The organism is Subtercola sp. Z020 (assembly GCF_002931235.1).
In the GTDB taxonomy this organism is placed as follows: domain Bacteria; phylum Actinomycetota; class Actinomycetes; order Actinomycetales; family Microbacteriaceae; genus Subtercola.
Genome location: NZ_PSTT01000028.1, coordinates 23,809 through 36,087 on the forward strand (window position 1 = coordinate 23,809; position 12,279 = coordinate 36,087).

A 12,279-nucleotide genomic window follows, 5' to 3' on the forward strand; every position below is an offset into this window, starting at 1 on the left:
CATCGACAGCTTATTAGAGCGGATGGGATCAGAAGCGCTGTTACGCGTGGCCGTGGAAGACCAAGAAGAACAAGGCCGCCTTCGACATCGAGATCGACGGCATCCGCCTGCGCTGGAACAGCACCCAGACCGACTGGATCGCCTCACCCAACGCCCTCGAAGAGGTCGGCTCGATCCACACCGTGCAGGGCTACGACCTCAACTGCGCCGGAGTCATCATCGGCCCCGACCTCGGCTACGACCCCGACCGCGGCACCCTCATCGTCAACAGCGACTCCTACTTCGACACCAAAGGCAAGGAGAACAACCCCCGCCTCGGCAAGACCTACGCCGACGACAACCTCCTCCGCTTCATCAGCAACATCTACGCCGTACTCCTCACCCGCGGCATCAAGGGCACCTACGTCTACGTCAGCGACCCAGCGCTGCGCGCGCACCTGGCGCGGTACATCCCGGCCACTGTGTGAGTGCCGGCGGCTGCGTCTCGCCGGAGTCGCGCTGATTCTCAGGCTCTGGATGCTCGGGGCCGGCGCAACGCGTTCGACCTACATTTGACCCAGAATCTCGAGGCGTTTGGCCTCGAACTCCTCCTCGCTCACCAGACCCTGATCCCGAAGCCGCGTGAGCTGCTCGATCCGCCTTGCAGGATCATCGGGCAGCGCACCACGGTGCCCGGCGCTTCTCCGTCGAACCGAAAGGACGACAATCATGACGATAGCGATCACGACGACCACAACCGCCAGCAGAATCAACTCGTGGTACCCCTGAAGATTGCCCAGCATTGCGATCAACTCTCAAACGATTCGCGGGAGTCCCAGATCGCCCGATTCGGATCCCACCCACTCACCCGCAGCCAGATGATCGTGTCATTGACGGGCGCTGAAGCGTACAACGTGCACTCCTCATACTCGTCGGAATGATCGTCGACCCACGCCTGCGCTTTCCGCACATCTCGCACACCGGTCAGCTGCCATTCGAGATAGCGGTAGGCGCTCATCTCGCGCTGGCTGACCGATGATGCCGGCGGTCGAGTCCAGAAGCGCGCGCGGTAGTCCGGCAGTGGCCGGATGTCGACGTAGGGCCCCGTGTCCTTCAGTTCGACTTTCATCGCCGCTCCTTCATTCCTCGGCCGCCGTCTGATTTGCTAGTGCAGTCGTCTTGCGGTCACAGTCACGGTATCCGCCTGGGTACTCTCGTCGTCACGCACGCCAGCAACCAAGCAATTGATATCTCGTAGAACGCTTGCGGCGTCCGTCCCCGTCACACTCGGGCTGAAACCGGCAGGGAAGGTCGCCGAGATGTGGCCGACTCCCTGATACTTTCCATCCACACATCCAACGGCCGCATTTGCGCTCAGGTAGTTCTGGCCGCCGTTCTGAGATCGACCCGTCGCCGTCGTCGCGCCGTTCTTCTGAAGGGAGACGTAGACGTCCAGGCCCGCGACCGGGGCAGAGCAGAGAACGTCGGCAGTCACGTTGACTGTCCCGAAGACTTCACCCGAGTTGTACGGGTAGTTGACCTTTACCGAGTAGGTGATGACTTCGCCCCCAGGGCCATCTGCCGCCTCGGCTGGCACCGCGACCCCGCCGATAACTATCGTCGCCGTGATTATCAATGCTGTAGCGAACCTCAGCATGATTCCTTCTCCAGACTCCTCCTATTCGAGAATCTCTCGGTATAAGGCCTACCCCTCCTCCACACCTTGAGCAAGAGGTCGCACCATCTTGAACGCAGTTGTCGCGATCATGCCCAGTCGGCTACCGGGTTGATTTCTGAACTCTCCCGGAATGGGTTGCTGCTGGCTCAGGATGATCGGAGCCAGGGAAACGCGTTCGACCTAGGTTTCATCCAATTCTGCCGTGGCGTCCGCGAATGTGATGCTGAGCGCGTCGCGCCATTCGGGGAGATCTCTGACGAGGGTGGTCCAGGTCAATTCGCGGTCGATCTCGTCGTACTGATGGATGAGCCAGTTGCGGTTGGCAACCGCGTCAGCCCAGTCGACGCGTTCTGGGGCGACAAAACCCAGTCGAGAAAATCGGTTGGCGGCCTCGCCGATCTTCATCATTACTGAGTCGCCGGCCTCTTGTCGTAGCCCGTCACGGTTGTAGGTATCCTGGCCGTCGCGAGCGATCTCATCGGCTCGTTCGAGCCACCCTTGTATGTGCAGGAGTTCTTTAGCGATCTTCCGGTCCATCAGAGGAGCACTGCCTCTCGCCGAATGTCGTCGTCGAGCTTCGGCTTGAGGCCGCCATACGTGACGAGGTCGACGTCGCGACCCACAAGCTGCCTAAAGAGATCTCGCAAAGATAGAAGGTCCCTGATCGAAGTGCCTGGGGGCGCTTCGATCAACAAGTCGATGTCTGAATCGACCCGCGATTGGTGGCGCGCCACAGACCCGAAGACTGCGAGCTTTTTGAACCCTCGCCGCTCCGCGACGTAGTTCAGAATTGGAGCTGCGGCTTCAATGATCAGCTCTGGATCGCTGGTGCTCAGATCCCTGATGGTCTTGAGCTGCTGGCTGACGGCAGACTGGCTGATCCCTAGCGACTCAGCAACTTCGCGCTGACTCTTACCGTCAGCAATCATGGCTCTCAGTGCAAGCGCACGCCGAAGTCGGGCGACCTGCTCGTCATGTCGAGCTTTCGTGTACTCGTTCGCCAGATCCATAAGGCAACCTTATCGCCTCATTGCCGGTCTCTCTAGCGACATGGTGATGACCGCCTTCGAGGCGGGGGAAAGGGATGAGCACTTCGACCTCCTGCTCGACGACGAATCGCACCGCCTCAACCAGCACGCCAACCAGGCGTCTGCTGTCTAGAACACGAAGTTTCGGACCATCATGGAGAAGCTCTTCGGTCACGACGGCACGTCGAAAACCCAGCTCGACTGGATCCGTGCGAAGAGCACCCCCCAGATCCTGATTCTGGATGCGGCCCGGAGCCTTCGCCCCGCCGGCCTCCCGACACGTTAACGCATCTTGTGTCTCATTAGGTGAACGAGCCGAGCCAGCGATATTCGTCGCCGAAGAACTCGTACCGTCTGATGAACATTTCGCTGTCAGGTTCATTGCCTATGGCCGGGAGTCGCAGAGAAGGAAAAGTTCCCAAAATGAAGTGGCGTACGGCGGGGTCGAACTGTGCTTCTGACACCACATCCGGTCGGAAGGTGACGGTCAGGTCGAATGGGTCCACCCCTATGATGTGGCGGTCAAACGCAAGGTGATGATTGGCGCACAGTGCGACTCCGTTTACGATGCGGTCGACAGAACCTGGGGCAGAGGCGGGGTATATATGTGCTCCCTGAACGAGTGAAAACGCCAAGCCACACATCGCGCATGCACGACCGTACGCGTCCAGCACTCGTCCGCTGAACCGAGCGTCGCGAACTAACACAGAGACCGCACGCCTCACCCGCTCACTGGTGGGGCTGAACTCGGCAGTTTCGAGGAGTCCAGTGGCTCGAATCGACTTTTGAATGAGACCTTCGTCTAATGCGGAACCGAAAAGAGACGCCGTGAGCGACAGGGGAAGGAGTTCTGGACGGAAATATTGGATAACCTCGGCACTGTGGGAAGTTTGCGTCGACCAACCGGCATAACTTGCTTCGAGCAACTTCTCGAGGGATAGGAAGACAGACCAACGCGTTACTCGTCCTTCACGTCGAGCTGCCTCGGCCATTGCAATGACTGGACTTGCGAGGGATTCGATTTCGTCGTCTTCCCAAAGACCGAGCAGAATGGATGCGCGGCCTGGTTCGCTCTCAAGAGGGGCTGCCGTTGCAGGGTTCTGGAACCGACGTTCGACGGAGTCCCTGCTCCGATGGCTGAGGCCAATCCGGCCGGAAAAAATATTGACTTCTGTGCTTGAGCCTGCCGCGAGAAGAGTACCGGCAGAGGGCCAACCGGTTCCTAGTCTGGTTATTTCGAGGGATCCGTTGCTGAGATCGACTATGCGCCTGACAAGGTCAGTCCGGTCGGTCATAAATCGCGCCGATTCGATGATCGTTCCCAGGCCAAATCTTGTGTCACTAGCTAAGCCCTCTGGCCATGATGGTCAACCTAATGCAATGCTGCGTGATTTGGATACTTGGTCGATATAGCCAAGCTGCGTCATCAGCGCTCTAACAACAGCCTTTCCGAGTTCCACTGGAACTGCATTTCCTAATTGCCTCTGTACATCGGCGCGATTCCCGGCGATCTTGAAGTCATCCGGAAACGACATCAGACGTAGCATCTCGTTGACACGCAGTCGCCGTGCCCTATCGGCTCCAGACGTCGTTTGAACGTTCTCCCAATGGAATGGACCCACCCAGGGTCCTGGCTGTGCCTGCAAAGTCGATGACGCGCGATTCGGATCCAGTCGGAGGAGAAATGTCCAGTATCGACTTCTCCATTCGAAAGCATTTTGCCCGTCATAACGGTCTGTGTGCCAGAGGTAGTTTTGGCCGGGCGGGATTTGAGCAGCGAGTTCTCCGTAACGCCCATCTACTACTTCGTCGTCTGACGCGATCGTGAGATGTGGCAAATTTTCGAAAGCCTGCGAAGTCGTAACGTGAGGAGTCTTGGTCACGTCGATCTTTCGGTCACGTTCACTCCACCCAGAATGGGTTGGTTCTGGAAACTGAAATCCCTCGCCATCGCGACGCCCGACCACGAAGACACGTCTGCGCAGTTGTGGAACTCCGTAGTCCGCCGCGAGAAGCACCTTCCATTGCGGGTTGTATCCGAGATCGGCCAGGCTCTTGAGTAACCTGTCAAATTGCGTCCTGTGTGTCTTGTAGGTGAGGCCTTGAACGTTTTCCAGGATGAACGCTTCGGGCCTTGAGTCGCGAACTACCCGCACGTATTCGTCAAGAAGAGATGCATTCGGATCGAGGCTTTCACGCTTCTGCTCGAGCCAGAATCCAGATTTGCTAAACGGGGTGCATGGAGGACCACCAACTACCAGCACAGGCGACTCCGAACCTAAGCCCGCCTGCTCGAGGATTTCGGCTGTCGTGATCTCTCTGATATCTCCGGTGACCGTCTTTGTGCCTGGAAAGTTAGAAAGCAATGTCTTGAGAGCTTGCTCGTTATAGTCCGTGGCGGCCGTTACACGTAGAAGCCCATTTCCATGGTCCCCTGATTGGAGGGGCTCGGCATCTGCTCGTTCAACCGCCAGGTCGAGTCCGCCAGCACCGGAGAAGAGGCTGACTACTGGAAGCTGTTCGCTCATCACTCACCTTTATGAAAACATCTCCGACCGTGCGTTGCCGGCCGTCTGATTAGTATTGCCGCAATCAGTATGGGTGGGGCCACCGACACTCGTCAGGGAGGATGGAAGCCGTGGATCGCAGTCGAGTCGAAAGACAGTTCCTTCTTCGTCTCTGATCGCTGTAGGTGAACCCACGCCAAAGGTCCCGTCCGTCACGTTGCACTATCGATCAGGAACGTGGGCAATGCGCACAAAGTTGCATTCCAAATTGCTCGTGAACGACGCAGGGCGTCCATGTTGGAAGAGTCGACCGCGACTCTTGCTTCGATGCGAAATGCAAGGCGGGCGTCGCGAAGGTCTCCCTCTATTACATCTTCGGGGGCAATGATCAGCTGATCGAGACGTACCTCTTCAACCGTCACCAGGCGTGGATGGAGGTCGTGCAGCGGGGAATGGATGCGGCCGACGATCCGCGGGCGAAGATCCTGGCCGTGTTCGACGAGCTCGGCACGCTGTTTGTCGCGCCCGGGTTTCGGGAGTGTGCGTTCGTGAATGCGGCTGCGGAGGCGTTGCCCGGGAGCCCGGAGGATCTGGCGGCGGGGAAGTTCCGGGGGTGGGTTCGCGAGCTGTTCTTCTCGCTGGCTGTTGCGGCGGGGGCTGTCTCACCTCGCGTACTCGCCGACCAGCTCGTGGTGTTGTATGACGGGGCGAACACTACGGCGCAGATGGACCGGACGGCTGCGCCGGCGGGTGTTGCGAAGAAGATGGTGCGGATGGTGCTCGACTCGACATCGTTCGCTTCGTAGGCCCGTCGCTGGGCACTCGGTTCCGAGGGAGCCTCAGGCAACATAGGTCGACGGACTAGAATCGACTCATGACCGAGCAGGCAAATGGGCTCGTCGATGAGCGGGTGTTCTACCGTGACATCAAGCCCTACGACGCGCCTCAGGAGTTGGCCGAATTGCACGGGCCCGCACGGGGCCCGATGGTGCTCCCGCTCAACGTCTACTGAGGGCCCGCTCACACCTTCGAGCTCGACAACGAGTCGGACGTCGTTGAGGCCTATCAGGCGGCGCTCCGAGAGGGACGTGTCGAGGATCAGGCCGAGATTCTGAACCCTGGTCTGCTGGTTTCGATCTGGCCTGAGTTGCTGCTGCCTGCTCCTGTTCGGGTGCTGTGGGAGGATCGTTTTCCGGTATTGGCCCTGCGTGAATGATGATCTCCAGCTGCAGTAGGGACTCACGCAGCTTGCTCTAGCCGCACTGCGTGATCACGCGTTTGCCCTGGCGGGTTCTGGTGCGATTCGAGAGCACGGCTTCATGAACCGGCCAACGCAGGATGTCGACCTCTTCACGAACGACCCGGATCCCGAATCCTTCGACGACGCAGTCGACGGGTTGGTTCTGGAACTAGAGATCGCCGGCTTTTCGGTGGAACCTGTGCGTCGTTCTCCGCGCTTCGCGCAGTTGCGCATTACAACCGCTACGGGTCACTCAGTCGACATGGATCTCGCTGTCAACTGGCGAGAGCGAGATCCCGTCGCACTCGCAGTCGGGCCGGTACTGAGTCTTGAGGACGCGGTCGGCAACAAGGTGAGCGCGCTGTACTCGCGGCCCGAGGCGCGCGACTACCTCGACGTCGATGCGATTCGCTTGAGCGGGTGGTTCACCGATGAGCACCTACTCTCCGCCCGTCGCGGAGAGGGATCGGGGCTTTGATCTGATGATGTTCGCTGACCAGCTAGATCACGTGACGCGAATCCTGCCAGAGCGCGTCGAGAGGTACGGCGTCAGCGCCGAAGAGCTTGGCGCAATCAAAGAGCGCTTTGTTCGTTGGGCAGCCGCTATTCGATCGAGCGCCTGAGGGACTCTTGCAGTGTGATTACCCTTCGACATGACTGGTTCAGCTCCTGAACAAGCTCGGCTTCAACGCCATCGACCCACGATCGTAGGGGGTAGGGGTCGCGCCACGCACGCCCCACTTCGCCCCACCGCGCCTCGCTCGGCGCGCGAGGGTGGCGGGGCGCTGGCGCGCCGTTGCCGGCCCAGGTCAGGCGGCTGTGAGGTACACCAACTCCTGCAACGTCGATGCGTCGACAAGGGAGCGAGCCTGCAGCAGGTGGTCGGCCGCGACTAGCGCCAGGTGGTTGGCTCCGGCCGGATCCAAGCTGAAGGCTACCCGTGGACCTGGGTCGTGTTTACAACGCCCACGTATCCGCCGGGGCCCTTCACTGCCGGAGTTGTGACCGCCATTTGTAATGCCTCAGACGGCGGTTGCAAACGAGACAAAGCTTTCGTTGACGGATGTTACTGCGAAGGGATTTGAGGACTTCCCGCGGTCGCCGTCGCCGGGTAAACATGGCAGATCCGAACGGTGGATTCGGCTTCGAGGGGGAAGAAATGGGGTATTCATGTTCAACACATCCGCTTCCCGTAGGGGAGCTCTCGCAGGATCGACTCTGGCGCTGTCAGTTGCGCTAGCGCTGATCGCTGCGCCTTCGGCACATGCTGTTGAAGGCCCGGCTGAAACTGTGTCGGCTGCTTCGACTGCCGCCGAGAACAACGACGCTGCGAATCCCGTGGCGCCGCTGCAGGCATTGGGGGACGACGAGTCCATCGCGAGCGTCATGAGTCCTTCGGGGTGCGCCGGCCAGACCGACTACGCGCACGTGTCGGGCATACGCATCCGTGCACGGTCGGACGACATGCGGCACGACGGTTGCTGCTCTCGGAGTGACGACGACCATTCAGCGACTCGGTTGGCTCTATTGGGAGAGTCAGCTGGCCGACGACTCCTCTCGGGCGAACTCGAATAACTCGCAGGACGCTCATCCTCATCTGGACTGTTCGGGGAGCGGGAGCCAGGCGTATCGGGGTGTGTCGTCGCACTACTCGAGAGAGGCGAGCGGAACGTACTACGCGAACACAGTCGGGGCGAGCGCACGATTCAGCTGCTGATCGTCGGTCTGATTCTTCACTGGCGGTCAGACCGATGATTTCGAGGTCCACGCAGGTCGCCGCGGTTGTTGCGGTCACGGCGACCTGTCTTCTTGCCGCATGCAGTGCAGGGGTTGAGCCATCGGGGACGAGTCCGTCCGAGATCGCCAGTCACCCGCTCACGAAGCTCGAAGCAGCCCCCGAGAAGGTGCCGAACCTGATGGTGGACGGCCAACCGATCTCGCCAGCATTTGTCGACTGGCACGTCAACGGGGAGCATGTAACCTCTCGGACAGCCCCGGATCAGGACGATGCCGTTCTGCCCACTGTCACAGCAGGCTTCTCCACACTGCGGCTCGAATTCGACTCGAATGTTGGGGCCGCCCAGTTGTACGTCACGTTCTTCACGGAGCTCGACGCGCGAGGGGTTCCGATGGATGCTGCGGGTGATGAGATCGATGTCTTGCGACGACGTCCCGATGCAAGGTTGAACGTGGCGAGGGGCAGATGATCCTGGGCGTCACACGACCGGAGGTGAGTCTGCTGATGGTGGTTCACTTGGCTTACTACACCGACGCTGCTGATCCTGATCGTGGCTTGGAGCTCGACGCAGCAAGTTGGGGAGTCAGGTTCAGTTGACAACCTCCTCTTCTGAACGTCTGGCGGTTCGATTGTGAAGTTCGGGCCGGCGGAAACAGCCGATCTGTTTCGAGCTTTGGAATCGTCTGCAAGTGCCGCGGGCCCGGTGGTGGGCTCCTACGTTGGTGGTCAATTTGAGGCATACGTTCGGGTCGTCAACCCTGCCGTTGCCGGCGCCGGCAGTGCGGACCAGCGCAGACGATCGTGGGGATCCCTGATTGATTGTTCGCGAAGTTTCGATGGATCGACAGCGCAGTGGGCGGAGATCCGTGACTCGATGTCGGACGCGAGCGACTTTGACGAGCCGGCGATGGGTCGGCTGGAGCCTGCGACCGCTCGCGCTCTTGCGAACTTACTCTCACAACACACCGCGTCGCCGGACGAATGCTCCTTCGCTTGGTGGATCGGATACGCGGATGTGCGCGTACCTGCCGAGGCGCCACGTGTTTTTCTGCCGCCGGGGCGGGAGATGTTCGTGATGCAAGGCGGTGTGAGCGACGGCGCGGATGAGCATGCCGGTTGGGGTATCGGGCGTACACCGCTGCGCTGGCTTCCCCGCGACAGAGCGTGGAGTGTGGGCAACGACATCTACGGCCGGAGCGTTTTCGTCGGCGGAACCGACGCCGCAATTTCCGAACTCCTAGAGCATCCAGACCTCGAAGCGTACGTCGTCAGTCCTGAAACGCCGGTGATGCCCGAAGACTGGTGAGGCGGCTGGCGCGGTCAGGTCGCGGCGCGGGCCGCGAGGGGGCGGCGCCGGCGAACGCGTCGTCGAGGTGGGCCATGGTGCGCCCCGATGGCCGAAGTGACGCCGGCGTGGCTGATCGCGAAGGCCATTGCGAGGTGGGTGAGAGAGAGTCCGGCCAAGGCGGCTAGGGGGATGAGCTGTTCGACCACGTCGAGGCGGCGCTGGTCTGAGAGGTAGGTGAGGCGGGCGGCGCGGAGCAGGTCGGTGGGGCGGCTGTTTTGGCTTGCCGGGCTGCCCTCTGTACCTTTTGGGCAACTGAGGGGCGCTGGCACGCCGCCGCCGGCTCAGGTCAGGCGGCGGTGAGGGGCACCAACTCCTGCAACGTCGATGCGTCGACGAGGGAGCGAGCCTGCAGCAGGTGGTCGGCCGCGACTAGCGCCAAATGGTCGGCGCCGGCCGGATCCAAGCTGAGGTAGTCGTGCGTGACGAGCCATTTGGACACGCGCGCCCACGAGTACAGGGACCAGCCGTCGTCTGAGATGGGCGCCGGGAACCCGCCCGGACCACGTTTTCCTGCCGCAAGGAGGCGCAGCGATTCGTAGCTGCGATCGAGTCGAGCCGCGATCGTCTTCAACGAGACGAGGTCTTCGTCTCTGACTCCCGTGACCATGAAGCCCGCCCGGCGGGCGTTCTCAACCACGCTGACGACAGCGGCGGTGAGCGAATCCGCTTCGCGTGTGACCATCAGAATTCCGACACCTCTTTCGATTCCAGGCGTGGCGTCATCCAATCCCGCGTCGAACAGGATGTCGTAGTCGTCGTCGGTCAGCGGGCGGTCGAGGGTCGCAGTGAACTCGTACAGTGGCACGATCAAGTCCTTCCGTGTGCATGTCTGGCGAGAAACCGCTCGATGTCTCTCGCGTTGTTCTCGGGTACTCGCGGCGTGGACCAGATCGACACCTCATCACCGCAGGTGCGGCAACGAACCAGGCCCCATCTGTGGCCGCGATGAACTTCGACTACCGCGAAGGAGGTAGCGTTGACGATCCTGAGTACGGTGTTGATGGCGTTCTTCGGGTGCCTTCCGGCACTAACCACGGCAACAGTCTAACCGGGTGTTGTGAATATGCAACGGCTACCTTTCTGTTATAATGAGATATCGTCATTATAGTTTGAGAGGCAGAAGGGCGTCAGGCCGCGGCGCGGGCCGCGAGGGGACGACGGCGGAGCGCCGGGTCGAGCTGCGCGGGGGTGCGGTACGCCATGTCGAGCGGGCTGACGTCGGTGCCGGGCGGCACGAGGGCGTCGATCTGCGACAGCACGTCGTCGTCGAGAACCACGTCAGCCCCGGCGAGCACGTCGTCGAGGTGCTGCATGGTGCGCGGCCCGATGATGGCCGACGTGACGCCGGGGTGCGCGATCGCGAAGGCCATCGCGAGGTGGGTGAGGGAGAGTCCGGCTGCAGTGGCGAGCGGGAGGAGCTGTTCGACCACGTCGAGGCGGCGCTCGTCCGAGAGGTAGGTGAAGTGGGCGGCCCTGCGCAGGTCTGTGGGCTCGCCTCGCCGTACGCGGCCCGTCAGCATCCCGCCCGCCAGGGGGCTGTAGACGAGGGTGCCCATGCCGAAGCGCTCGGCGACGGGGAACACTTCGGCTTCGATGCCGCGGTTCAGGATGCTGTAGGTGGGCTGCTCGCTGCGGAAGCGTTCGAGGCCGCGGCGCTCGGAGACCCACTGGGCCTCGACCATGTCGCTGGCGGGCATGGAGGACGAGCCGATGGCGCGCACCTTGCCGGCGTGGATGAGGTCGGAGAGGGCCGAGAGGGTCTCCTCGATGTCGGTCGAGGGGTCGGGGCGGTGGATCTGGTAGAGGTCGATGTAGTCGGTCTGCAGGCGGCGGAGGGAGTTCTCGACCTCGGCGATGATCCAGCGGCGGGAGTTGCCCCGGTGGTTGGGGTCCTCGCTCATCGGCAGGCTCAGTTTGGTGGCGAGCACGACTGAATCGCGGCGGCCGGCGAGGGCCTTGCCCACGATCTGCTCGGACTCGCCGTGGGAGTACATGTCGGCGGTGTCGACGAAGTTGATGCCGGCATCCAGTGCCCTGTGGATGATCGCGACCGATTCTTCGTGGTCGGGATTGCCCATCTGGCCGAACATCATGGTGCCGAGGGCGTAGGGGCTGACCTGGATGCCGGTGCGGCCGAGGGTGCGGTACTGCATGGGTTTCTCCTTGTGGCTTTGCGTAGGGGGCTGGCTTATGCTGGTAAGTGGGACAGTGTCCCGATACGTTCACCACGATATGGGACATTGTCCCGTTTAGCAAGGAGCAGGATGCCCCGCGTCGACGCACAGCGGAATATGGATGCTCTGCTGACGGCTGCGAAGGAGGAGTTCGCGGCGTCGGGGGTCGACGTGAACGTGCGTGCGATCGCGGCACGTGCGGGGGTGGGCACGGCGACGCTGTACCGGCACTATCCGCTGCGGTCGGACCTCATCGCTGCCGTGTTCCGGCAGGAGATCGACGAGGTCGCCGCGGCGGCCGGGGCCCTGGCGGCTACGGCGGGGTCGCCGTTCGAGGCGCTGCTGCTGTGGCTGCGGCGCTACACCTCGTTCGTGGCGACGAAGCAGGGGCTGGCGTCGGCGCTGCACTCGGGCGACCCGGCCTACAGCGCGCTGCCGGGGTATTTCGAGGGGCAGGTGGGGGGTGCGCTGCAGGGGTTGCTCGATGCGGCCGAGGCGTCGGGCGAGATTCGCGGGGGAGTCGGGGCGGTCGAGTTGCTGGGGGCGGTCGCGAACCTCAGCGTGCCGCTGCCGGGGGAGGTGGATGC

General features: G+C 61.7%; 16 protein-coding genes and 1 pseudogene. 7 read left to right on the forward strand and 10 right to left on the reverse strand.

Going from position 1 to position 12,279, the window contains the following annotated elements; translation table 11 throughout:
- Positions 1-53 precede the first annotated feature (53 nt).
- Positions 54-467: pseudogene (locus tag C5B96_RS03695) on the forward strand (DNA/RNA helicase domain-containing protein); the annotation flags it as partial.
- A gap of 78 nt (positions 468-545) precedes the next feature.
- On the opposite strand, the gene C5B96_RS03700 reads toward C5B96_RS03695, so the two are convergent.
- From C5B96_RS03700 to C5B96_RS03720, 5 genes are all read right to left on the reverse strand, one after another.
- The gene (locus tag C5B96_RS03700) at positions 546-782 is read right to left on the reverse strand and encodes an SHOCT domain-containing protein (RefSeq protein WP_104243080.1); all 237 of its coding nucleotides are present in this window, start codon (positions 780-782) and stop codon (positions 546-548) included.
- Positions 783-787: 5 nt separating this feature from the next.
- Positions 788-1,108: a hypothetical protein gene (locus tag C5B96_RS03705; protein WP_104243082.1), complete on the reverse strand. Its 321-nt coding sequence runs from the start codon at positions 1,106-1,108 to the stop codon at positions 788-790.
- Between the two features lie 36 nt (positions 1,109-1,144).
- Positions 1,145-1,636: a hypothetical protein gene (locus C5B96_RS03710; protein ID WP_104243084.1), complete on the reverse strand. Its 492-nt coding sequence runs from the start codon at positions 1,634-1,636 to the stop codon at positions 1,145-1,147.
- A 201-nt stretch (positions 1,637-1,837) separates the two neighbouring features.
- Positions 1,838-2,194, reverse strand: coding sequence for a DUF86 domain-containing protein (locus tag C5B96_RS03715; protein ID WP_104243086.1), 357 nt, complete (start codon positions 2,192-2,194; stop codon positions 1,838-1,840).
- Positions 2,194-2,667, reverse strand: a complete 474-nt coding sequence (locus C5B96_RS03720; protein ID WP_104243088.1) for a nucleotidyltransferase domain-containing protein — start codon at positions 2,665-2,667, stop codon at positions 2,194-2,196. Before C5B96_RS03720 ends, C5B96_RS03715 begins: the two co-directional genes overlap by 1 nt.
- 172 nt (positions 2,668-2,839) lie before the next feature.
- Between C5B96_RS03720 and C5B96_RS17950 the strand changes: the two genes are divergently transcribed.
- Entirely contained in the window at positions 2,840-2,971 is a 132-nt protein-coding gene (locus C5B96_RS17950) for a hypothetical protein (protein ID WP_255414691.1), read from the forward strand.
- 16 nt (positions 2,972-2,987) lie between these two features.
- Here the strand turns inward: C5B96_RS17950 and C5B96_RS03725 are convergent, their stop codons facing one another.
- From C5B96_RS03725 to C5B96_RS17040, 3 genes are all read right to left on the reverse strand, one after another.
- Complete coding sequence (locus C5B96_RS03725) at positions 2,988-3,980, reverse strand: HNH endonuclease (RefSeq protein WP_104243090.1); 993 nt, start codon at positions 3,978-3,980, stop codon at positions 2,988-2,990.
- 72 nt (positions 3,981-4,052) lie between these two features.
- Entirely contained in the window at positions 4,053-5,213 is a 1,161-nt protein-coding gene (locus C5B96_RS03730; protein ID WP_104243092.1) for a DNA cytosine methyltransferase, read from the reverse strand.
- A gap of 191 nt (positions 5,214-5,404) precedes the next feature.
- Positions 5,405-5,614, reverse strand: a complete 210-nt coding sequence (locus tag C5B96_RS17040; protein WP_146078075.1) for a hypothetical protein — start codon at positions 5,612-5,614, stop codon at positions 5,405-5,407.
- 9 nt (positions 5,615-5,623) lie between these two features.
- On the opposite strand from C5B96_RS17040, the gene C5B96_RS03735 reads away from it, so the two are divergent.
- From C5B96_RS03735 to C5B96_RS17045, 4 genes are all read left to right on the forward strand, one after another.
- The gene (locus C5B96_RS03735; RefSeq protein ID WP_104243094.1) at positions 5,624-5,998 is read left to right on the forward strand and encodes a hypothetical protein; all 375 of its coding nucleotides are present in this window, start codon (positions 5,624-5,626) and stop codon (positions 5,996-5,998) included.
- A gap of 68 nt (positions 5,999-6,066) precedes the next feature.
- Positions 6,067-6,204, forward strand: coding sequence for a hypothetical protein (locus C5B96_RS17310; protein ID WP_158507112.1), 138 nt, complete (start codon positions 6,067-6,069; stop codon positions 6,202-6,204).
- Between the two features lie 250 nt (positions 6,205-6,454).
- Positions 6,455-6,910, forward strand: coding sequence for a nucleotidyl transferase AbiEii/AbiGii toxin family protein (locus tag C5B96_RS03740; protein ID WP_104243096.1), 456 nt, complete (start codon positions 6,455-6,457; stop codon positions 6,908-6,910).
- Positions 6,911-8,801: 1,891 nt separating this feature from the next.
- Entirely contained in the window at positions 8,802-9,476 is a 675-nt protein-coding gene (locus tag C5B96_RS17045; RefSeq protein ID WP_146078076.1) for a hypothetical protein, read from the forward strand.
- Between the two features lie 328 nt (positions 9,477-9,804).
- Here C5B96_RS17045 and C5B96_RS03755 read toward each other — a convergent pair whose 3' ends face one another.
- Positions 9,805-10,323 carry a hypothetical protein gene (locus C5B96_RS03755; RefSeq protein WP_146078077.1) on the reverse strand — a complete coding sequence of 173 codons (519 nt, stop codon included), beginning with the start codon at positions 10,321-10,323 and terminating at the stop codon, positions 9,805-9,807.
- A 322-nt stretch (positions 10,324-10,645) separates the two neighbouring features.
- On the reverse strand, positions 10,646-11,671 hold the full coding sequence (locus C5B96_RS03760; RefSeq protein ID WP_104243101.1) for an aldo/keto reductase: 1,026 nt from the start codon (positions 11,669-11,671) through the stop codon (positions 10,646-10,648).
- A 111-nt stretch (positions 11,672-11,782) separates the two neighbouring features.
- Here C5B96_RS03760 and C5B96_RS18005 point away from each other — a divergent pair.
- Positions 11,783-12,279: TetR/AcrR family transcriptional regulator (locus C5B96_RS18005; RefSeq protein ID WP_104243103.1), on the forward strand; the 497-nt coding region annotated here is incomplete at its 3' end.

Bases quoted from the DNA above. Each gene is read 5' to 3' on its own strand.
- C5B96_RS03715 (WP_104243086.1), bottom strand. From the start codon at position 2,194: ATGGACCGGAAGATCGCTAAAGAACTCCTGCACATACAAGGGTGGCTC.
- C5B96_RS03735 (WP_104243094.1), top strand. From the start codon at position 5,624: ATGGAGGTCGTGCAGCGGGGAATGGATGCGGCCGACGATCCGCGGGCG.
- C5B96_RS03700 (WP_104243080.1), bottom strand. From the start codon at position 782: ATGCTGGGCAATCTTCAGGGGTACCACGAGTTGATTCTGCTGGCGGTT.
- C5B96_RS17310 (WP_158507112.1), top strand. From the start codon at position 6,067: ATGACCGAGCAGGCAAATGGGCTCGTCGATGAGCGGGTGTTCTACCGT.
- C5B96_RS03710 (WP_104243084.1), bottom strand. From the start codon at position 1,636: ATGCTGAGGTTCGCTACAGCATTGATAATCACGGCGACGATAGTTATC.
- C5B96_RS03705 (WP_104243082.1), bottom strand. From the start codon at position 1,108: ATGAAAGTCGAACTGAAGGACACGGGGCCCTACGTCGACATCCGGCCA.
- C5B96_RS03720 (WP_104243088.1), bottom strand. From the start codon at position 2,667: ATGGATCTGGCGAACGAGTACACGAAAGCTCGACATGACGAGCAGGTC.
- C5B96_RS17950 (WP_255414691.1), top strand. From the start codon at position 2,840: ATGGAGAAGCTCTTCGGTCACGACGGCACGTCGAAAACCCAGCTCGAC.
- C5B96_RS03760 (WP_104243101.1), bottom strand. From the start codon at position 11,671: ATGCAGTACCGCACCCTCGGCCGCACCGGCATCCAGGTCAGCCCCTAC.
- C5B96_RS03725 (WP_104243090.1), bottom strand. From the start codon at position 3,980: ATGACCGACCGGACTGACCTTGTCAGGCGCATAGTCGATCTCAGCAAC.
- C5B96_RS03730 (WP_104243092.1), bottom strand. From the start codon at position 5,213: ATGAGCGAACAGCTTCCAGTAGTCAGCCTCTTCTCCGGTGCTGGCGGA.